Here is a 19,791-nt window from a genome sequence, read left to right as displayed (position 1 = left end):
GAAGGACCGGCTGGTGAAAGCGCGCGACGAGCTGAGGCTGAGCGGCGCACGGATCGACGGCGCCGACTACTCCGGGCGGCGGCTCGCCTTCGTCACCGTCGCCAACGGCAGCCGGCTCACCGGGTGCGACTTCCGCGGCGTCCACGCCACGGACGGCTGCCTCGGGGCCGGCCTGCGCCCGAGCGTCTACACCGGGTGCGTCTTCGACGGCGCCACCCTGCGGGGGCCCGGCCTCGATCCCGGCCGGGCCACGTTCATCTCCTGCTCCTTCCGCGAGGCGAGCCTGATCCGCCTGTCCTTCCTGGACGCCGAGTTCGTCGACTGCGTCTTCTCCGGGCGCATCGAGGGGGTCACCTTCTCCGCCGAGCCCTGGGCACGCGACGCCGAGCTGGGCCGCACGGTCAACCGCTACGAGGGCAACGACTTCTCCGCGGCCCGCATGACGGACGTCGACTTCCGCGGCGGCGTCGACCTCGACCGGCAGCGCCTCCCGCAGGGCCACCTCGTCCTGCGCGACGCGGCCGCCCGCCTGGACGCCGCGGCCAGGGAGATCGCCGCCTGGGCCGACCCGGCGGACCGCGACGAGGCCGAGTCGACGCTGGAGACGCTGCGCTTCGACGTGGACGGCGGCCAGCGCGACCTGTTCACCGACCGCGAGTTCCTCGTCCAGGGCCTCTCCCCGGGCGCGGCCGCCCGCCTGCTCGCCGTCCTGGAGGACCGCGCGCCGGGCTCCTGACCCGCCCGCCGAGCCGCTCGTCCGCCGTTCAGGCCGCCCGCGCGAGCGCGGGCGGCCTCGCCGTGCCGCGCCCCGGAGCCCCCACCGGCGGGGACGTGTGTGGAACGCCAGGAGTCGGGCAGGTTGAGGCGACGTTTCTGGATTGTTACCCGAAACAACAAACTCCCGGCCCCGACCCCCTTCCAAAGCAGGCCGTCCCGCAATACGTTGCCGCAAACAACATTCATCCGGGCCCCTCCGGAAGAAAGGACCCTGCACCATGCGCAAGGGGATCCTCAGCCTGACCGCCGCCGCAGCCGCGATGGCCCTCGGTCTCACCGCCTGCGGGGGCGACAGCGGTCAGACCTCTTCGTCGACCTCGACCGCCTCGGCCACCCAGGCGGCCAAGGCCGGCAAGATCGGCGTCATCCTGCCGGACAGCAAGTCCTCGGCCCGATGGGAGACGGCGGACCGCAAGTACCTCGAAGAGGCGTTCAAGGCGGCCGGCGTCGCCTACGACATCCAGAACGCCCAGAACGACAAGACGGCGTTCCAGACCATCGCCGACCAGATGATCACCAACGGCGCCACCGTCCTCATGATCACCAACCTGGACAGCGGCAGCGGCAAGGCCGTCATCGACAAGGCCAAGTCGCAGGGCGTCGCCGTGATCGACTACGACCGGCTGACCCTGGGCGGCGGCGCCGCCTACTACGTCAGCTTCGACAACGAGAAGGTCGGCACCCTCCAGGGCGAGGGCCTGGTCAAGTGCCTGACCGACAAGAAGGCCGACAAGCCGATCGTCGCCTACCTGAACGGCTCGCCGACCGACAACAACGCCACGCTGTTCAAGCAGGGCTACGACGGCGTGCTCAAGCCGAAGTTCGACTCCGGCGAGTACGTCAAGGGCCCCGAGCAGTCGGTGCCCGAGTGGGACAACACCAAGGCCGGCACGCTCTTCGAGCAGATGCTGACCGAGCAGCCGAAGATCGCCGGCGTCCTCGCCGCCAACGACGGCCTCGGCAACGCCGCCATCACCGTGCTGAAGAAGAACAGCCTCAACGGCAAGGTGCCCGTCACCGGCCAGGACGCCACCGTCCAGGGCCTGCAGAACATCCTCGCCGGCGACCAGTGCATGACGGTCTACAAGGCGGTCAAGAAGGAGGCCGACGCCGGCGCCAAGCTGGCGGTGGCGCTGGCCAAGGGCGAGAAGCCGACCGCGAGCGGCAGCGTCAAGGACCCGCAGAGCGGCGCGGACGTGCCCGCCGAGCTGATGGAGCCGCAGGCCATCTACCTCGACAACGTCAAGGACGTCGTGGCCGACGGCTACGTCACCAAGGAGGAACTGTGCACCGGTGACTTCGCCGCGAAGTGCACCGAGGCCGGAATCCAGTAGAACCGAGGGGTACGGCCCGCGCTACGAGCGCAGGGCCGTACCCTCCCCTTAGGGAGCCCCATGACCCCCCTCCTTGAAGTGCGCGGGATCGACAAGAGCTTCGGTCCGGTGAAAGTCCTCCACAACGTCGAGTTCGCCGCCTACCCGGGCGAGGTCACCGCGCTGGTCGGCGACAACGGGGCGGGCAAGTCCACCCTGGTCAAGTGCATCGGCGGCATCTACCCGATCGACGCCGGCGAGGTCTTCTTCGACGGCAAGCAGGTGCACATCCACACCCCGCGCGACGCGGGCGAGCTCGGCATCGAGATCGTCTACCAGGACCTCGCCCTGTGCGACAACCTCGACATCGTCCAGAACATGTTCCTCGGCCGGGAGCGCAAGAGCGGCCTCATGCTCGACGAGGACAGCATGGAGGAGCTGGCGGAGAAGACGCTCAGCAGCCTGTCCGTGCGCACCGTCAAGTCCATCAGGCAGCAGGTCTCCAGCCTGTCCGGCGGGCAGCGGCAGACCGTCGCCATCGCCAAGGCCGTGCTGTGGAACAGCAAGGTCGTCATCCTCGACGAGCCCACCGCCGCCCTGGGCGTGGCCCAGACCGCGCAGGTGCTCGAACTGGTCCGCAGGCTGGCCGACACCGGCCTCGCCGTCGTCCTCATCTCGCACAACATGAACGACGTGTTCGCCGTCTCCGACCGCATCGCGGCCCTCTACCTCGGCAGGATGGCCGCCCAGGTCAGAACCGCCGACGTGACGCACGCGCAGGTCGTGGAACTGATCACTGCAGGCCGGAGCGGGGAACTCGGCCTCAAGAACGGGGTCACCCCATGAGCAAGGTCAAGGAACTCCCCGGCGAGGCGATCGTCGCCGCCACGCAGGCCCCGTCCATCGGCAACAGCTTCCGCGCCTACGTCCAGCGGGTGCGCGGCGGCGACATGGGGGCGCTGCCGGCCGTCCTCGGCCTGGTCGTGCTCTGCGCGGTCTTCGCGATCGCCCGCCCCTCCTTCGTCACCGCCATCAACTTCGCCAACCTCTTCACCCAGGGCGCGGCCATCACGCTCATCGCGATGGGCCTGGTGTTCGTGCTGCTGCTCGGCGAGATCGACCTGTCGGCGGGCTTCGCCAGCGGCGTGTGCGCCGCCGTGCTGGCCGTCACGCTGGCCAGTCTCGGCCTGCCCTGGTACGTGTGCGCGCTGGCCGCCATCCTCACCGGCGTGGTCATCGGCGTCGTGCTCGGCGCGCTGGTGGCCAAGGTCGGCATCCCGTCGTTCGTGGTGACGCTGGCCGCCTTCCTCGCCTTCCAGGGCCTGGTGCTGGTGCTGGTCAAGGAGGGCACGAACATCTCCGTCCGCGACCCGGTGATCCTCGCCGTCGCGAACAAGAACCTGCCGCCGTGGCTCGGCTGGGGGCTCTACGCGGTGTGCGTGCTCGCGTACGCGGCCATCCAGCTCGTCCGGGCCAGGAGGCGCACCAAGCGCGGGCTGACCGCCGACCCGCTCTCGCTCATCGCCTTCCGGGTGGGGGCGCTGGCGGTGCTGGCCGGCGTCGCGGTGTTCGTGCTCAACCTGGAGCGCAGCCGCAACGCGGCGCTGGTGTCGCTGACCGGCGTGCCGATCGTGGTGCCCGTCATCCTGGTGCTGCTGGTCGTGTGGACCGTCATCCTGCGCCGCACGGCCTTCGGCCGCCACCTGTACGCGGTCGGCGGCAACACCGAGGCCGCCCGCCGGGCCGGCATCCCGGTGGACCGCATCAAGATCAGCGCGTTCGTGATCTGCTCGTCGATGGCCGCCGTCGGCGGCATCGTGGCCGCCTCCCGGGCCAGCTCCGTCGACCCCAACACGGGCGGCAGCTCGGTGCTGCTGTACGCGGTCGGCGCGGCCGTCATCGGCGGCACGAGCCTGTTCGGCGGCAAGGGCCGGGTGCTCGACGCGGTGCTCGGCGGCGCGGTCGTGGCCGTCATCGAGAACGGCATGGGCCTGATGGGCTACGGCGCCAGCGTCAAGTACCTGGTGACCGGGTCCGTGCTGCTCCTGGCCGCGGGCGTGGACGCCCTGGCGCGCAGGCGGGCGGCTGCCGCTGGTCTAAGGTGATCAGCGACCCGCAGCCCCTGAAGGAACCCCAGACCATGCGTGCCGGCCCCTCGCAGGAGGACATCAGGCGCCACAATCTCGGCGCCCTGCTCCGCCATGTCCACCTCGGCGGGCCGACCTCGCGGGCCGAGCTCACCTCCAAGATGGGGCTCAACCGCAGCACGATCATGGCGCTCACCTCCGACCTCACCGCGGCCGGGCTGGTGCGCGAGGAGCTGCCCCGCGAGACCGGGCGCGCGGGCCGGCCCTCGCTCGTGGTGCGCCCGGAGTCGTCGCGGGTCTACGTGTTCGCCTTCGACGTCGGCCCCGACCGGCTCGCGGTCGCCCGCGTGGGGCTCGGCGGGGTCATCCTCGACCGGCGCGAGGCGGTGCGCCGGCGGGCCGCGTTCGAGCTGGACGAGCTGACCGGCGCGCTGGCCGGCTTCGCCCGCCAGATGCGCCGCAAGACCCGGGCCGACACCGTCTGCGTGGGGGCGGCGGCGGCCGTGTCGGGCGGCGTGCGCAAGGCCGACGGCGTGGTCACCTTCGGCCCCAACCTCAAGGCCGAGGAGGCCCCCTTCGGCGAGGAGCTGGGCCGCAAGCTGGGGCTCGGGCTGCCGGTCAGCGTCGGCAACGACGCCAACCTGGCCGCGCTCGCCGAGCACAGCCGGGGCGTCGGCGTGGCCGTGCGCGACCTCGTCTACCTGCACGGCGACGTCGGCATCGGCGGCGGCATCATCGCCGGCGGGCAGCTGCTCGGCGGCCACGACGGCTACGGCGGCGAGGTCGGCCACATGGTCGTCAACCCGGGCGGCCGCGCGTGCGGCTGCGGCTCGCACGGCTGCCTGGAGGCCGAGGTGGGGGAGCGGGCCCTGCTGGAGGCGGCCGGCCGGTTCGGCGCGGGGCAGCAGGGCCGCGACGCCGTGCGGGCCGTGGTCGAGGCCGCCGACCGCGGCGACATCGTCGCCCAGGAGGCGCTGAGCCGCATCGGCGAATGGCTCGGCCTCGGCGTCGCGAACCTGGTCAACATCCTCAACCCGGAGATGGTCATCTTCGGCGGCATGCTGCGTGAGGTCTACCTGGGCTCGGCGGCCCAGGTGCGCACGCAGCTCACCCTGCACGCGATGGGGCCGCAGCGCGAGCGGCTGCGGCTGCGCACGTCCGCGCTCGGCGACTCCGCCACCCTGGTCGGCGCGGCGGAGCTGGCCTTCGCGCACGTCCTCGCCGACCCCCTGGAGGTCCTGGCCCGCGCGAACGGCTAGCCGGCGCTAGCCGACCTTGGCCCGCGTCGCGGTCCAGGTGTTGCAGAAGCCGGTGGCGCCGCCGTGGTAGCCGCGGTCCTGCCAGAACGCGAGGTTGCGCGGCTTGCCGTGGACCTCGCTCTCCTCCGCCTGCCGCACCGCCTCGACCCACTCGTCCCAGGCGATGCCGGGTTTGATCGACTTGAGGGCGGCGCTGTAGAAGACGCCCGCGTAGCACTCGGCCTGCATCTCCAGCCGGTGGCTGAGGATCGTGCGCGCCTGGTCGGAGGCCGGCAGGTACAGCGCCTCCTGCGCCCCCAGCACGCCGGTGAGCTGCTGCACGTGGTGCCCCCACTCGTGCGCGATCGAGTGCGCGAGGTTCATCCTGAACGGGTCGCGGAGGTCCTGCCGGGTGATGCGGACGACGACCGCGCGCTCCTCGGGGCAGTAGTGGGCGCCGGCGCCCGAGATGCGCCCGCAGACGGAGTCCGCGCCGGTCGTGATCGTCACGGTGGGCGAGCGGTACGCCAGCCCGGCCGCGGCGAAGCGCTCCGCCCAGAACCGGTCCGCGCACCCGGCCATGGCCTCGTGGAACGCGCGCAGCGACGCGGCCGAGCCCACCTTGATCGCCGGGATCGCGCACGTCAGGCGGGGCCGGGCGCCGCTCATGACGTCGGACAGCGCGACCTGCCCGGCGCGCGGCGCCGCCTGGGCGGGCCCGCTCCCGAGCACCCCCAGGGCGGAGCCCGCCGCGACGCCCGCGGCCGCCGTCATCGCCGCCGCCACCGCCACGCGAAGAGTGCGCACGATGGCGGATCATAGATCAATATGTCGGGATTTGTTAGGACACCTTGGACTTAGGTGCCTTCCACGTGTTGCAGGCCGCCGCCGACTCGCCGTTGTAGCCGCGCTCCAGCCAGTAGCCCACGTTGGCCCGCAGGCCGTGCGTCACCTCGCCCTGGTCCTTCAGCCCGAACGCCGACAGGAAGGAGCCGCTGCCGCTGTTCCTGACCAGGTAGTACCAGTCGTCGTTGGAGCGGCCGAGCGAGTACCACACGTCACCGATGAACGCCGCCCCCAGGCACTCCGCCTGCAGCTCGGCGCGGCGGCTCTCGTCCAGGACGCGGGCGGCGTTCTTGCCGTTGTAGGGCGTGCGGGCCTTGAACATGCCGGTGAGCTGCTGGACGTGGTGGCCGTACTCGTGGGCGAGGATCAGCATGAGCACCAGGTCGCCCGGCGCCCGCAGCAGGTCGGGCGAGACCCAGTAGGTGATCTTCTTGTTCAGCGAGCAGTAGACGGCCTGCGCCCCGGCGGGGAAGGCGCCGCAGCCCGTCCCGCCCTTGGGCTTGGTGATGATCTGGAGCGACGGCTTGGTGAAGCGGAAGCCGGCCTTCCTGATCCTGGGCGCCCACGCCTCGTCGAGACACCCGAGCACGCCGGTGAGGTAGTCCTTCACGTCCTGCAGGTTCCCCGGGGCGGCCTGCTCCTCCTAGCACGTCCCGAGGTCGAGCTCGCCGGACCGGTAGATCGGGCTCTTGGTCAACGCCGGCTTGTACGCGGGGGCGGCCGTCGCCGCGTGAGCCGTGCCGGAGAGGAGCACGCTCACCAGGACGCCCGCCACGAGCGCCGATAAACGGATACGCATGGGACGGCACCCTAGTGAGAGCAGGGACTCCAGGTAAAGCCGGAATCAGGTGACGCTGCGGGTGGCGGCGGCCCAGGTGTTGCACGCGCCGGGCCCGCCGCGGTTGAAGCCGCGGGTCATCCAGGCGGCCTGCGTCGGCCCCTTGCCGTGGTCGTTCTGCGGCCAGCCCTTGGCGCCGTTCTTGCGGAACCAGTCCACCGTGTACGCCCAGTCCGCGTCCGTCACCAGCGACGTCCCCTGCATGGTGCTCATGAAGACCGAGGAGAAGCACTCGGCCTGCAGCTCCGACCTGCGCGACAGCAGCAGCCGGCCGGCCTTGCCGGCGTTCGACCTGGCGGTCCAGTAGTAGCTCCAGATGCCGGAGATCTGCTGGACGTGGTGGCCGTACTCGTGGGCGATCAGGCGGGTGATGCCCAGCGGGAACGGGTTGCGGAGCTGGTCGCGGCTGATCATCAGGTACATGGTGCGGTCGGTGGAGCAGTAGACGCCGTCCGCGCCGGTGTTCCAGGCGCCGCAGGGCGTGCGCACCTTGCCGCTGATGATGCGCAGCCGCGGCTTGCTGAAGGTCATGCCCGCCTTGCGGAACTGGGCGGCCCACGCCCGGTTCAGGCAGGCCGTCACGCGCATGAGGAAGCGCCGGTAGGCCGTCATGCTGCCCGGGGGCAGCTCGCCGGGCGAGCAGTTCACGTCCGCCAGCCGGCCGGTGCGGTAGAGCGGGCTCGCCGTCGCCAGGCGCCTGCCGGGCAGGGGGACCCGCTTGGTCTCGGCGCCGTTGGCGGGGGCCGAGGCGATCTGCTGGGCCTCGTTGACGGGCCGCGCGGAGGTCGTGGCCGAGTCGGCGAGGACGAGCACCAGGCCCGCCGCGGCGAGGACCAGCGCCAGCAGGGCAGCCGCGAGCGCCACGAGCTTGCCGGTGGAGACGGAGTTCATAGGTACCGAAAGACTAGGTCAAGATCGGACATATGTGGGTGGAATTGACTCGATGGAGTCAGTGAGGCGTCGGCGAACTAGACTCGGGGGGTCGGCTGACAAAAGCAGAGGGGAGTCGCATCCGTGAGCGGGTTGCTGGGCTCGATCGCAGGACCGCACGACGTCAAACGGCTCGCTGTGGAGGAGCTGCCGCGGCTCGCGGGGGAGATCCGTGACCTGCTCGTCGACTCGTGCGCGAAGTTCGGCGGCCACCTGGGCCCCAACCTGGGCGTGGTCGAGCTCACGATCGCGCTGCACCGCGTCTTCGACTCCCCGCGCGACCCCATCGTCTGGGACACCGGCCACCAGTCCTACGTGCACAAGGTCCTCACCGGCCGGGCCGCCGGCTTCGCCGCGCTCAAGCAGGAGGGCGGCCTGTCGGGCTACCCGAGCCAGGCCGAGTCCGAGCACGACCTCGTCGAGAACAGCCACGCCTCCACCGCCCTGTCCTACGCCGACGGCCTGGCCAAGGCGTTCAAGCTGCGCGGCGAGCGCGACCGCACGGTGGTCGCGGTCATCGGCGACGGCGCGCTGACCGGCGGCATGGCCTGGGAGGCGCTCAACAACATCGCCGCCGCCAAGGACCTCCCGCTCGTCATCGTGGTCAACGACAACGGCCGCTCCTACTCGCCGACCATCGGCGGCCTGGCCTCCCACCTGTCCTCGCTGCGGGTCAACCGCCGCTACGAGGACTTCCTCGACTACGTCAAGGACAAGCTCGGGAACGTTCCGGTCGTCTACGACGCCCTGCACGGCTTCAAGAAGGGCGTCAAGGACGTCCTGTCCCCGCAGGTCATGTTCGAGGACCTCGGCCTCAAGTACGTCGGCCCCATCGACGGCCACGACGAGCAGGCCATGGAGGCGGCGCTGCGCAAGGCGCGCGGCTTCCGCGGCCCCGTCATCGTGCACGCCCTCACCCAGAAGGGCCGCGGCTACACCCCGGCGGAGAACCACGACGAGGACCAGTTCCACTCGCCGGGCGCCTTCGACCGCGCCACCGGCGCGGAGAAGCCCAAGGGCCGCATCTGGACCAACGTCTTCAGCGAGGAGCTGGTCCGGCTCGGCAAGGAGCGCGAAGACCTGGTCGCCATCACCGCGGCCATGCTCCACCCCACCGGCCTCAACGCCTTCGCCGACCACTTCCCCGAGCGTATCTACGACGTCGGCATCGCCGAGCAGCACGCGCTGACCAGCGCCGCCGGCCTCGCCCTCGGCGGCCTGCACCCGGTCGTGGCCGTCTACGCCACCTTCCTCAACCGCGCCTTCGACCAGCTCCTCATGGACGTCGCCCTGCACCGCCTGCCGGTCACCGTCGTGCTCGACCGCGCGGGCGTCACCGGCGACGACGGCGCCAGCCACAACGGCATGTGGGACCTGTCGATCCTCCAGGTCGTGCCGGGCCTGCGCATCGCGGTGCCGCGCGACGGCGACCGCCTGGCCGAGCTGCTGCGCGAGGCCGTCGAGGTCACCGACGGCCCCACCGTGCTGCGCTTCCCCAAGGGCCCGGTGGCCGAGGCGGTCGAGCCGGTCGGCAAGCTGGGCGAGATGGACCTCCTGCGCGCCCCCGCGGCCGAGCCCGACGTGCTGCTGGTCGGCGTGGGCCCGATGGCGCAGGCCTGCCTCGACGCCGCCGTGCTGCTCGACGCGCAGGGCATCGCCGCCACCGTCGTCGACCCGCGCTGGGTCAAGCCGCTGGACGAGGCGCTGGTGCTGGCGGCCGGCGCGCACAAGCTGGTGGCCGTGGTGGAGGACAACGGCCGGGTGGGCGGCGTCGGCGACGCCGTGGCGCGGCTGCTCCGCGACGCCGACGTGGACGTGCCGGTGCGCACCTTCGGCATCCCGCAGGAGTTCCTCGACCACGCCAAGCGCGCGGCGATCCTCGGCCGTATCGGCCTGACCGGCCAGGACCTCGCCCGCCAGATCACCGAGGCCGTCGCCAAGCGCTCCTCCGCCGCCGCGGAGCCCGTCCGCCGCTGACGATGCGGCGCACCGCGGCGGTGATCCCCACCACGGCCAGCACCGCCGCGGCCGACACCGGCAGCAGCCACTGCGCGTCGCGCCGGGCCACGCCGCCCGCGACCGCGCCGAGCGTGACGTAGACGCTCACCCACGCCGTGCTGCCCGCCATGGCCCACGGCATGAACCTGCGGTAGGGCATGCCGAGCGCGCCGGCCACGGCCGGCGTCAGCGCGTGCAGCACCGGCAGGAAGTACGCGAGGGCCAGCGTCCACCCGCTGCGCTCGAACAGCCGCTCGGCGCGTCGCCAGCGCTCCTCGCCGATGCGCCGGCCGAGCCGCCCGCCGCGCAGCCGCGGCCCGTAGCGGCGGCCCAGGAAGTGTCCGCCGGAGGCGCCCGCGAAGCAGGCGAGCACGCCCGTGCCGATCAGCGCCAGCGTCTCGGCCACGCCGTCCGCGGTGGCGCCTGCGACCAGCAGCAGGCCGTCGCCGGGCGTGATCAGGCCCACCCCGACCGAGGCGTCCAGGGTGAGGAAGACCAGCAGGAGCACGAGCACCAGAGCGAGGTCTTGCCGGGCGAGGGCGTCGAGCACACCATTGAGCATGATTCCAGCCTGCTGCACCAGCCTGTCCAAAGGAATGATCACCTAGGGTGTGGGAAGGATCACGGGCCGTGGACATCTTTCGCACGAAGAGCGTGGAGCAGTCGATCCGCGACACCGAAGACCCGGAGCACCAGCTCCGCAAACGCCTGACCGCCCTCGACCTCACGGTCTTCGGCATCGGCGTGATCATCGGGACCGGGATCTTCGTGCTCACCGGGCAGGTCGCCAAGGAGACGGCCGGCCCCGCGGTGGCGATCTCGTTCGTCGTGGCGGGCGTGGTGTGCGGTCTCGCGGCCCTGTGCTACGCCGAGTTCGCCTCCACCATCCCGGTCGCCGGGTCGGCGTACACCTTCTCCTTCGCCACCCTGGGCGAGTTCCCCGCCTGGGTGATCGGCTGGGACCTCATCCTGGAGCTGGCCCTCGCCGCGGCCGTGGTGGCGGTCGGCTGGTCGGGCTACTTCACGTCCATGCTGGAGTCCATCGGCCTGCCGCTGCCGGCCGCGATCGCCGGCGACGACCCGGTGGTCAACGTCCCGGCCGTCGTGGTCGTGGCGATCCTCACGGCCGTGCTGGTGGCCGGCATCAAGCTGTCGTCGCGGGTCAACCTCATCCTGGTGATCACCAAAGTCGCCGTGGTGCTGCTGGTGATCGTGGCGGGGCTGTTCTTCGTCAAGGCCGCCAACTACACGCCGTTCGTCCCCGACCCGGTGTCCACGCCGCGGGTCGAGGGGCTGAACGCGCCGCTGATCCAGGTGTTGTTCGGCATCACGCCGGTCGCGTTCGGGGTGATCGGCATCTTCTCCGCCGCGGCGATCGTGTTCTTCGCCTTCATCGGCTTCGACATCGTCGCCACGGCCGCCGAGGAGACCATCCGGCCGCAGCGGGACGTGCCCCGCGGCATCCTCGGCTCGCTGGCCATCTGCACGGTCCTGTACGTCGCCGTGTCGCTCGTCGTGGTCGGCATGCAGCGCTACAGCCGGCTCAGCACCTCCGCGCCGCTCTCGGACGCCTTCACCGCCGTCGGGCAGCGCTGGCTGGCCACCATCATCAGCCTGGGCGCGCTCGCCGGCCTCACCACCGTGGTCCTGGTGCTGCTGCTGGGCCAGACGCGGGTGCTGTTCGCGATGTCCCGCGACGGGCTGATGCCGCGCTCGCTGTCCCGGGTCCACCCCCGCTTCGGCACGCCCGCCACGCTCACCGTCATCATCGGCGTGGTGACGATGGCGCTGGCCGGGTTCGTCTCGTTCGGGGAGCTGGCCGAGCTGGTGAACATCGGCACGCTGTTCGCGTTCGTGGTGGTCTCGATCGGCGTGTGGGTGCTCCGGCGCACCCGTCCCGACCTGCCGCGGGCCTTCCGCGCCCCGTTCGTGCCGGTGCTGCCGGTCGTGTCGGTGCTGGCCTGCCTCTACCTGATGCTCAACCTGCCGGTGGAGACCTGGCTGCGGTTCGTGATCTGGATGGTCATCGGCGTCGTCGTCTACTTCGCCTACGGCTACCGGCACAGCCGGGCCGGCGCCGCCGAGACCCTGCGCTAGGAGCGCGAGAAGGGGCGGACCGAGCCCGGTCCGCCCCTTCGTCATCCGCAGGTCAGGACAGCAGCGCCCCGCCCGCCGCCTTCATGACGCAGGCGTTGCGGTAGCCCTTGCTCCACTCCACCTTCTTGCCGTTCCAGGTGCCCTTGACGACCACCGCGTACGGCTGGACCTCCGGGCCGCAGGAGTTGGCCTTCGGGACGTGCATCCCGTTGAGGTCGCCCTTGTACGTGCGCAGCACGTCGCAGGCCGCCTTCGGGTGCGGGTGGGTGCCGCCGTCGGGGCTGCAGCGAAGGGTGACCCCCTTGGTGGGGGAGCCCTTCACCGCGACGACGATCTTCAGCTTGCCCTTGGGAGGACGCGCCGCCTGTGCGGGGGCGGGGGAGGCGCACGCCAGGAACGCCGCGCACAGGGCCATCGTGCCGATTGCTCGCTTCATGATTACTCTCCGTTCGTCGTGCGGGACGTAACGCTACGGCGACGAAGGTCATGAAATGCGGAGGCCAGGACCGGGCCTCCGTAAAGAGTCAGGCCGGCAGGGAAGCCACACCGGGAGGAAGGAAGCGCGGCTGGGCGATGCCCGTCCTGTCCAGATAAGGCGTGATGCCACCCAGATGGAACGGCCAGCCGGCCCCGAGGATCATGCACAGGTCGATGTCCTGGGGCGCGGCCACCACGCCCTCGTCCAGCATGATCCGGATCTCCCTGGCGAGCGCGCCGAGCACCCGCTCGCGGACCTGCTCGGCCGTGGACGGCCGGTCGCCGCCCGCGAACAGGGCCACCGCCTCCGGGTCGAGCGAGAAGTCCGGCCGGTACACGCCGGGCTTGCCCGCCGCGACCAGCTTGGCCATGTTCGCCGAGACGCCGAAGCGGCCGGGGAACGCCTCGTGCAGCGTCTCGGCCACGTGCAGGCCGACGGCCGGGCCGACGAGCTGCAGCAGCGCGAACGGCGTCATCGGCAGCCCGAGCCCGTCGAGCGCGTGCTCGGCGACCTCCAGCGGCGTGCCCTCGTCCACGGCCGCGACGACCTCGCCCATGAAGCAGGTCAGCAGCCGGTTGACCACGAACGCCGGGGCGTCCTTGACCAGCACCGACGACTTCTTCAGCGACCGGCCGACGGCGAAGGCGGTGGCCAGCGTGGCGTCGTCGGTGGCCGCGCCCCTGATGATCTCCAGCAGCGGCATGACCGCGACCGGGTTGAAGAAGTGGAAGCCGACCAGCCGCTCCGGGTGCGCCAGCCCGGCGCCCATCTCGGTCAGCGACAGCGAGGAGGTGTTGGTGGCGAGCACGCACTCGGCCGGCACCACGGCCTCCACCTCGGCGAACACCTGCTTCTTGACCGCCAGGTCCTCGAAGACGGCCTCGATGACGAAGTCGGCGTCGGCGAAGGCGTCCTTGGTCAGCGAGCCGGTGACCAGCGACTTCAGCCGGTTGGCCTGGTCGGCGGAGACGCGGCCCTTGGCCAGGAGCTTGTCCACCTCGGCGTGCACGTAGCCGACGCCCTTGTCCAGCCGGGCCTGGTCGAGGTCGGTCAGCACGACCGGCACCTCCAGGCGGCGGGCGAACAGCAGCGCCATCTGCGAGGCCATCAGCCCCGCCCCGACCACGCCGATCTTGGTGACCTTGCGGGCGAGGGCCTTGTCGGGCGCGCCCGCGGGCCGCTTGGCGCGGCGCTGCACCAGGTCGAAGGAGTAGAGCCCGGCGCGCAGCTCGTCGCTCATGAGCAGGTCGGCGAGGGCCTCGTCCTCGGCGGCGAAGCCCTCGTCGAGCGAGGCCGTCCCGGCCTTGGCGATGAGGTCGAGCGCCCGGTAGGGGGCGGGGGAGGCGCCGCGCAGCTTCATGTCCACGAGGAAGCGGGCGTCGGCCACGGCCTTCTCCCAGCCGTCGTGGGCGGCGCGCTCGACCGTCACCTCGCCCTTCAGCACCCGGGACGCCCAGCGCAGCGACTCCTCGAGGAAGTCGGCCGGCTCGAACACGGCGTCGGCGACGCCCAGCTCGAACGCGTCCCTGCCGTTGATCATGCGGTTCTGGGCGAGCGGGTTCTCGACGATGAGCCTGACGGCGGCGGCCGGGCCGATCAGGCGCGGCAGGAGCTGCGTGCCGCCCCAGCCCGGCACCAGGCCGAGCGAGCACTCGGGCAGCGCCACCGCCGGCACCCCGGTGGAGATCGTCCGGTACGTGCAGTGCAGCGCGATCTCCAGGCCGCCGCCCATCGCCGCGCCGTTGACGAACGCGAACGACGGCACGCCCAGCTCGCCCAGCCGCCGGAAGACGTGGTGGCCGAGCGCGCCGATGGCCAGCGCCTCCTCGCGGGTGCGGAGCGCCGCCGCGCCCTTGAGGTCGGCGCCGACGGCGAAGATGAACGGCTTGCCGGTGACGCCGACGGCGGCGAGGTCGGTGCGCCGCGCGATCTCCGACAGCGCGCCGTCGAGCGCGAACAGGCCGTGCGGCCCGAAGGTGTTGGGCTTGGTGTGGTCGAAGCCGTTGTCGAGGGTGATCAGCGCCATCGTGCCCGCGCCGCCGGGGAGCTGCACGTCGCGCACCAGCGCCTTGGTCACGACCTCGTCGGGGTTGCGCTCGCTCAGCAGCGAACGCCAGTTGTCGATGTTGCTCACGCCAGGTTCTCCCAGATCACAGTGCCGCCCATGCCCATGCCGACGCACATGGTGGTGATGCCGTAACGCACCTCGGGACGCTCGCCGAACTGCCGGGCGAGCTGCGTCATCAGCCGCACGCCCGAGGAGGCCAGCGGGTGGCCGTAGGCGATGGCGCCGCCGTAGGCGTTGACGCGGGGGTCGTCGTCGGCGATGCCGAAGTGGTCGAGGAAGGCCAGCACCTGGACGGCGAACGCCTCGTTGATCTCGAACAGCCCGATGTCGGCGATGTCGAGCCCGGCCAGGCGCAGCGCGCGCTCGGTGGACGGGATCGGGCCGACGCCCATCACCTCGGGGTCCACGCCCGCGAACGCGTACGACACCAGCCGCATCTTCGGGGTCAGGCCCAGCTCACCGGCCACCTCGCGGGCGGCCACGACGCAGCCGGTGGCGCCGTCGTTGATGCCGGAGGAGTTGCCCGCCGTGACGTGGCCGTGCGGCCGGAACGGCGTCTTGAGCCCCGCCAGCGCCTCCATCGTGGTGCCCGGCCGGGGCGCCTCGTCCTCGACGGCGAGGCCCCAGCCCTTCTCGGCGGTCCTGACGGCCGTGGGGACCAGGTCGGGCTGGATCTTGCCGTCGGCGTACGCCTTGGCCGCCTTCTCCTGCGACAGGACGGCGTAGGCGTCCGCGCGCTCCTTGCTGATGCCGGGGTAGCGGTCGTGCAGGTTCTCCGCCGTCATGCCCATGACCAGGGCGCTCGGGTCGACCAGCTTCTCCGACAGGAAACGCGGGTTGGGGTCGACGCCCTCGCCCATCGGGTGGCGGCCCATGTGCTCGACGCCGCCCGCGATGGCCACGTCGTAGGCGCCGAACGCGATGCCGCCGGCGACCGTCGTGACCGCGGTCATCGCGCCCGCGCACATGCGGTCGACGGCGTAGCCGGGCACGGTCTTGGGCAGCCCGGCCAGCACCGCGGCCGAGCGGCCGATGGTCAGGCCCTGGTCGCCGATCTGGGTGGTCGCGGCGATGGCGACCTCGTCCACGCGCTCGGGCGGCAGGCCGGGGTTGCGCCTCATGAGCTCGCGGACGACCCGGACGACCAGGTCGTCGGCGCGGGTCTCGGCGTACAGTCCCTTTGGCCCTGACCTGCCGAAAGGCGTGCGAACGCCGTCGACGAACACGACGTCACGAGAGGAAGGCACGGATTCGCTCCTCGTTCTGGAAGGGGTTCCGTGCCTATGCTACTCGTCAGTAACTACTCCGCAGACGAGGGCGGCGGTGAGAAGCGCGTAGACCCAGCCCGTCGCGGGCTCCCAGAGATGGGCACGGGCTCCGACCAGGGCGGCGACCGCCAGGGTCGCGCCCGCCCAGAGCGCCGCGCCCGTCCGCGGACGCGTGCCGGGACCCGGGTCCCATGGATCGCCAGGTGATCCGCCCGGGCGCCGGGCACGCGTCAGCATCCCCAGCAGGTCACGTGCCCACCAGAGGACGAACCATACCCCCGTCCCCGCGCCGGCCACCGTGAGCGCCTCGGCCGACCAGGTCAGGACGCCCGCCGCGGGCTCCAGCGCGGCCCGGCGGAACAGGTGCGGCAGGGTGAATCCCAGCAGCAGCGTGAGCGCCCAGCAGGCCGCCACCGCCAGCCGGCTCAGCGGGCGGGCCCGGCCGGAGCGTTCCACGGCGTACAGCTCGCGCTCGCGGCGGCGCACCCGGCGGGCGCGGGCGCCCCAGACGTACTGGGTGACGGCCAGGACGGGCAGGGCGGTGACGAAGATCGCCAGGGAGAGCGCGGCGAGCGGCGGCGCCTGCTCGGCCGGGGACCGGTCGGCGAGCACCTGGGTGGCGGCCAGCAGCGCCAGGCAGGCGGTGAGCGCGACGCACGCGCCCCGGCGCGCCGCCCGCTCCCCGGCCCGCAACGCGCTCAGCCCCACGGCGCCGGGCGGCGGCGGCATCTCGGTCAGCAGCATGAACGTCATTTTCGCGGGCGCGCGGGCGGCCGCGCCCGGGGTTCGCCAGGTTCGGATGGAGCCCTCGCTGCCGGGTGAGGTGAGCAAGAAGTGGCGCGATCGCCATAGCCGTGAGCGCCATCCTGGCCGAACTAAGAGATGTGGCCTCGGCATCGCCCTGCCCGGCGGGGGGTCGTGGGGGAGAAGCGGAGTTCTGTCGTCGTGGCTGCTCGTTCGTGACTATGCTGCGCGATCATGGCGCAAGGGGTGGACCGTGTGAGAGCAAGACCTGCCGATTCCCGTCTCGCGCCGTCGCCCCGGCGGACGCGGCCCGACGAGCCGCGCCCCCGGCGCAACCCGCTGACGCCTCTGGGGTGGGTGAGCGTCGGGCTGACGGCGGTGCTGGTGGCCGGCGCGCTGGGCGGCTACGCGTACTACCGCAGCATCTTCAGCGGCATCGACCAGGAGGACATCGTGGTCGACGCGACCCGGCCGCCTGAGACCGGGGCGCTCAACGTGCTGCTCGTCGGCTCCGACTCGCGCGAGGGCGACAACAAGAAGTACGGCCCCAAGTCGCAGGGACTGGGGGAGCGCACCGACACGATCATGTTGCTGCACATCTCCCCGAACCGGGACAAGGCCACCATGATCAGTTTCCCGCGCGACTCCATGGTGCAGGTGCCCGAGTGCCGGGCCCGCAACGGCACCGTGATCGCGCCCGGCGTCCGCCAGATCAACTCCGCCTTCAACGACGGCGGCATCAACTGCACGATCAAGACGCTGGAGTCGCTGACCAACATCAAGATCAACCACTTCGTCAAGGTCGACTTCACCGGCTTCAAGGGCATCGTGGACGCCCTCGGCGGCATCGAGATCTGCCTGCCCAAGCCGGTCAACGACCCCAAGGCGAAGCTGGTGCTCGGCGCGGGCCGGCACGTGGTCACCGGCGAGCAGGCCCTCGGCTACGTGCGCACCCGCTACACCCTCGGCGACGGCAGCGACCTCAGCCGCATCCAGCGCCAGCAGGTCTTCCTCACGAAGGTGCTGGAGAAGGCCACCGACGGCGGGCTGCTCACCAACCCGGTCAAGCTCAACGGGTTCCTGCGCTCGGCGGCCGCCGCCGTCACCGTGGACAGCGGGCTCACGCCCGAGCGCATGCTGGAGATAGCCAACAGCGTCAAGGGGCTGACGGCCAAGGAGCTGAAGGGCATCACGGTGCCGGTGGAGGCGTACCCGGCGGACAAGAACCGGGTGCAGTTCAGCGAGCCGGCCGCGCGCGACTTCTTCGCGGCCGTGCGCGACGACGTCGAGGTCACCGCCACCCCCACGCCCGGCAAGGCGGCCGGGCCGAAGATCGAGCACGGCCAGGTGCGGGTGCAGGTGCTCAACGGCACCGGCGAGCAGGGCAAGGCGCTGCAGGTGGCCGACGAGCTGAGCGCGCAGGGCTTCGCGGTCGTCCAGGTCGGCAACGCGCCGACCACCGCCGCCACCGCGATCCGCTACGCCAGGAAGGACGCCGCGGACGGGCCGGCGTACGGGGACGTGGTGGCCGCGCGGCTGTCGAAGGACAAGCGCACGCCGGTGGCGGGCAAGATCGCGCCGGTGCGGACGGACCCGTACCGGTCGAAGGTGGCCGTGCCGAAGAGCGGGCCGGTCATCCAGCTGGTCATCGGGACGGACTGGCCGGGGGTGCGGGTGTTGTCGGCGATCCCCGACTCCCTCAAGGACAAAGTGGTGGACGTCAACACCAACCCCTGCAAGTAGGCGGCATCCTGACTGGAGGGACGAAAGTAACGCAGCGTGACTTTAGCGAAACGTGTGAAATTTCCGGACAAGTTGGGTTTGACTCTGCTAAGAAAGGGCGCGGTCACTATACGTACTAGAGAGGTTCCACCGTGGTGCGCGACGAGAACGACAGGCCATACGAGGACGGCCAGGCACGGTCGTTGAACCCGGAGCTGACGGGCGACGTGTTGTCCCCGCGGTGGAGCACCGACGACACCGACGAGCAGCCGGCCATCCAGGTCACCGGCAACGAGACCTACATCCTCCCGCCCGACCAGGGCGCCACCCTGCCGCCGGAGGCCGGGCACGACGTGCTCGACGACCTCCCGGCGCGCCCCGCCGGCGACCTGCTCGGCCAGGGGCAGCAGGCGGAGGAGAGCCCGTACCTGCCGCTGGACCGCGGCTACGACGGCGAGTACCAGCCGGAGCGCCAGGTGGACGCCCTTGCCGAGTACGAGCCCGACCACCCGTCCGGCCACCCGTCCGACCATCTGGGTGACGACGACCGGGCGGCTGCGGCCGGGCCGGCGGGCGACGACCGGCCCGCGTCCGCGCGCGACTCCTACGACGCCTACGACTCCTACGACGACGACCAGCCGAGGCGCGGCTTCCTCGGCTCCGGCTGGACCGACGACTCCGGCGACGAGCGCTCCGGCCGCTCCGAGCGCGAGGTGCGCCGCCGCACCAGGACGCTGGTGATGGCCGCCGTCGCGGTGGTGCTGATCGGCGTCGGGGCGGGCTTCGTGCTCACCGGCACCTCCTCCGACGACCCGTGCGCCGCCGGCCGGTGCGCGAGCGCGGGCGAGGTGACCGCGCCGTCGGAGGAGGCGGCCGTCCCCGAGGAGACCCCGCAGGAGGAGGAGACCGAGCCCACCGACGAGCCCACCGCCGGGCCCACCGCGGGGCCGGGCGAGACCGCCGCCGCGGACCCGACCCCGGCCGCGCGGCAGCCGCGTCCCACCCGTGAGCCGGCGGCCCGGCCCACCCGCACCCGCAGCGAGGAGCCGGCGGAGAAGACCAGCGCCCGCCCGTCCCGCTCGCAGGAGCCCGAGCCGAGCGGGACCGACGAGGAGCCCACGACGGTCCGCGACTCCCAGACCGAGCAGCAGCGGACCGCGGACGAGCAGCCGACCGAGGAGGCGAGCGCCACCCAGGCGCCCGACCCGGCGCCGACGCAGGAGGAGCGCAAGGGGCTGCTCGACTTCCTCTTCCCCTGGGCCTGAGCCCGCCCGCCGCGTGAAACGGCCCCGGACGTTGTGTCGCCCGGGGCCCAGCGCGTGCGAGGATGCGGATCACGGTGCCGATCTGGCACACTGGAAACCGCTTTCCGACGGGGGAGGGTCTC

At 71.9% G+C, this 19,791-nt stretch carries 18 protein-coding genes; 9 read left to right on the top strand and 9 right to left on the bottom strand.

Annotation, left to right across the window (positions count from 1 at the left end):
• Positions 1-13 precede the first annotated feature (13 nt).
• The 5 genes from MF672_RS27495 (at position 14) to MF672_RS27475 (ending at position 5,436) form a co-directional block, all read left to right on the top strand.
• Entirely contained in the window at positions 14-736 is a 723-nt protein-coding gene (locus MF672_RS27495) for a pentapeptide repeat-containing protein (protein ID WP_242373550.1), read from the top strand.
• A 259-nt stretch (positions 737-995) separates the two neighbouring features.
• Entirely contained in the window at positions 996-2,111 is a 1,116-nt protein-coding gene (locus MF672_RS27490; RefSeq protein ID WP_242373551.1) for a sugar ABC transporter substrate-binding protein, read from the top strand.
• Positions 2,112-2,171: 60 nt separating this feature from the next.
• Positions 2,172-2,936 carry an ATP-binding cassette domain-containing protein gene (locus MF672_RS27485; RefSeq protein WP_242373552.1) on the top strand — a complete coding sequence of 255 codons (765 nt, stop codon included), beginning with the start codon at positions 2,172-2,174 and terminating at the stop codon, positions 2,934-2,936.
• Positions 2,933-4,195: a sugar ABC transporter permease gene (locus MF672_RS27480; protein ID WP_242373553.1), complete on the top strand. Its 1,263-nt coding sequence runs from the start codon at positions 2,933-2,935 to the stop codon at positions 4,193-4,195. Before MF672_RS27485 ends, MF672_RS27480 begins: the two co-directional genes overlap by 4 nt.
• A 35-nt stretch (positions 4,196-4,230) precedes the next feature.
• Positions 4,231-5,436 carry an ROK family transcriptional regulator gene (locus tag MF672_RS27475; protein ID WP_242373554.1) on the top strand — a complete coding sequence of 402 codons (1,206 nt, stop codon included), beginning with the start codon at positions 4,231-4,233 and terminating at the stop codon, positions 5,434-5,436.
• Between the two features lie 6 nt (positions 5,437-5,442).
• Here the strand turns inward: MF672_RS27475 and MF672_RS27470 are convergent, their stop codons facing one another.
• The 4 genes from MF672_RS27470 to MF672_RS27455 are packed head-to-tail and all read right to left on the bottom strand — an operon-like array spanning position 5,443 to position 7,990.
• A complete protein-coding gene (locus MF672_RS27470) occupies positions 5,443-6,222 on the bottom strand; it encodes a neutral zinc metallopeptidase (protein WP_242373555.1) in 780 nt (259 codons plus the stop codon).
• Positions 6,223-6,256: 34 nt separating this feature from the next.
• Positions 6,257-6,871, bottom strand: coding sequence for a neutral zinc metallopeptidase (locus MF672_RS27465; RefSeq protein ID WP_242373556.1), 615 nt, complete (start codon positions 6,869-6,871; stop codon positions 6,257-6,259).
• A gap of 33 nt (positions 6,872-6,904) precedes the next feature.
• Positions 6,905-7,060: a hypothetical protein gene (locus MF672_RS27460; RefSeq protein WP_242373557.1), complete on the bottom strand. Its 156-nt coding sequence runs from the start codon at positions 7,058-7,060 to the stop codon at positions 6,905-6,907.
• Between the two features lie 45 nt (positions 7,061-7,105).
• Positions 7,106-7,990, bottom strand: coding sequence for a neutral zinc metallopeptidase (locus MF672_RS27455; protein WP_242373558.1), 885 nt, complete (start codon positions 7,988-7,990; stop codon positions 7,106-7,108).
• Positions 7,991-8,122: 132 nt separating this feature from the next.
• Here MF672_RS27455 and dxs point away from each other — a divergent pair, with 132 nt between their 5' ends.
• Positions 8,123-10,006 (top strand): 1-deoxy-D-xylulose-5-phosphate synthase, encoded by a 1,884-nt coding sequence (gene dxs / locus MF672_RS27450; RefSeq protein WP_242373629.1) that lies wholly within the window; start codon positions 8,123-8,125, stop codon positions 10,004-10,006.
• Here dxs and MF672_RS27445 read toward each other — a convergent pair.
• A complete protein-coding gene (locus MF672_RS27445) occupies positions 9,951-10,589 on the bottom strand; it encodes a DedA family protein (RefSeq protein WP_242373559.1) in 639 nt (212 codons plus the stop codon). The two genes, dxs and MF672_RS27445, sit on opposite strands and share 56 nt — an antisense overlap.
• A gap of 68 nt (positions 10,590-10,657) precedes the next feature.
• Here MF672_RS27445 and MF672_RS27440 point away from each other — a divergent pair, with 68 nt between their 5' ends.
• Complete coding sequence (locus tag MF672_RS27440) at positions 10,658-12,124, top strand: amino acid permease (RefSeq protein WP_242373560.1); 1,467 nt, start codon at positions 10,658-10,660, stop codon at positions 12,122-12,124.
• Positions 12,125-12,176: 52 nt separating this feature from the next.
• Here MF672_RS27440 and MF672_RS27435 read toward each other — a convergent pair whose 3' ends face one another.
• The 4 genes from MF672_RS27435 to MF672_RS27420 all read right to left on the bottom strand — a co-directional run bounded on the left by MF672_RS27435 (position 12,177) and on the right by MF672_RS27420 (position 16,682).
• Positions 12,177-12,560: an SSI family serine proteinase inhibitor gene (locus tag MF672_RS27435; RefSeq protein WP_242373561.1), complete on the bottom strand. Its 384-nt coding sequence runs from the start codon at positions 12,558-12,560 to the stop codon at positions 12,177-12,179.
• A gap of 88 nt (positions 12,561-12,648) precedes the next feature.
• Entirely contained in the window at positions 12,649-14,736 is a 2,088-nt protein-coding gene (locus tag MF672_RS27430) for a 3-hydroxyacyl-CoA dehydrogenase NAD-binding domain-containing protein (protein WP_242373562.1), read from the bottom strand.
• On the bottom strand, positions 14,733-15,896 hold the full coding sequence (locus tag MF672_RS27425) for a thiolase family protein (protein ID WP_242373630.1): 1,164 nt from the start codon (positions 15,894-15,896) through the stop codon (positions 14,733-14,735). The genes MF672_RS27430 and MF672_RS27425 overlap by 4 nt, the downstream gene beginning before the upstream one ends.
• Before the next feature lie 60 nt (positions 15,897-15,956).
• Entirely contained in the window at positions 15,957-16,682 is a 726-nt protein-coding gene (locus MF672_RS27420) for a hypothetical protein (RefSeq protein WP_242373563.1), read from the bottom strand.
• 357 nt (positions 16,683-17,039) lie between these two features.
• On the opposite strand from MF672_RS27420, the gene MF672_RS27415 reads away from it, so the two are divergent.
• Together MF672_RS27415 and MF672_RS27410 are read left to right on the top strand one after the other, a co-directional pair.
• The gene (locus tag MF672_RS27415) at positions 17,040-18,425 is read left to right on the top strand and encodes an LCP family protein (protein WP_242373564.1); all 1,386 of its coding nucleotides are present in this window, start codon (positions 17,040-17,042) and stop codon (positions 18,423-18,425) included.
• Positions 18,426-18,556: 131 nt separating this feature from the next.
• The gene (locus tag MF672_RS27410; RefSeq protein WP_242373565.1) at positions 18,557-19,669 is read left to right on the top strand and encodes a hypothetical protein; all 1,113 of its coding nucleotides are present in this window, start codon (positions 18,557-18,559) and stop codon (positions 19,667-19,669) included.
• Positions 19,670-19,791 lie beyond the last annotated feature (122 nt).

The organism is Actinomadura luzonensis (assembly GCF_022664455.2).
GTDB lineage: Bacteria > Actinomycetota > Actinomycetes > Streptosporangiales > Streptosporangiaceae > Nonomuraea > Nonomuraea luzonensis.
This window is presented reverse-complemented; position numbering and strand designations above follow the sequence as displayed.

What these genes read in the sequence shown, in the direction of transcription:
- MF672_RS27435 (WP_242373561.1), bottom strand. Translation starts at nt 12,560, where the DNA reads ATGAAGCGAGCAATCGGCACGATGGCCCTGTGCGCGGCGTTCCTGGCG.
- MF672_RS27480 (WP_242373553.1), top strand. Translation starts at nt 2,933, where the DNA reads ATGAGCAAGGTCAAGGAACTCCCCGGCGAGGCGATCGTCGCCGCCACG.
- MF672_RS27460 (WP_242373557.1), bottom strand. Translation starts at nt 7,060, where the DNA reads ATGCGTATCCGTTTATCGGCGCTCGTGGCGGGCGTCCTGGTGAGCGTG.
- MF672_RS27485 (WP_242373552.1), top strand. Translation starts at nt 2,172, where the DNA reads ATGACCCCCCTCCTTGAAGTGCGCGGGATCGACAAGAGCTTCGGTCCG.
- MF672_RS27475 (WP_242373554.1), top strand. Translation starts at nt 4,231, where the DNA reads ATGCGTGCCGGCCCCTCGCAGGAGGACATCAGGCGCCACAATCTCGGC.
- MF672_RS27455 (WP_242373558.1), bottom strand. Translation starts at nt 7,990, where the DNA reads ATGAACTCCGTCTCCACCGGCAAGCTCGTGGCGCTCGCGGCTGCCCTG.
- MF672_RS27490 (WP_242373551.1), top strand. Translation starts at nt 996, where the DNA reads ATGCGCAAGGGGATCCTCAGCCTGACCGCCGCCGCAGCCGCGATGGCC.
- MF672_RS27420 (WP_242373563.1), bottom strand. Translation starts at nt 16,682, where the DNA reads ATGCTGCTGACCGAGATGCCGCCGCCGCCCGGCGCCGTGGGGCTGAGC.
- MF672_RS27445 (WP_242373559.1), bottom strand. Translation starts at nt 10,589, where the DNA reads ATGCTCAATGGTGTGCTCGACGCCCTCGCCCGGCAAGACCTCGCTCTG.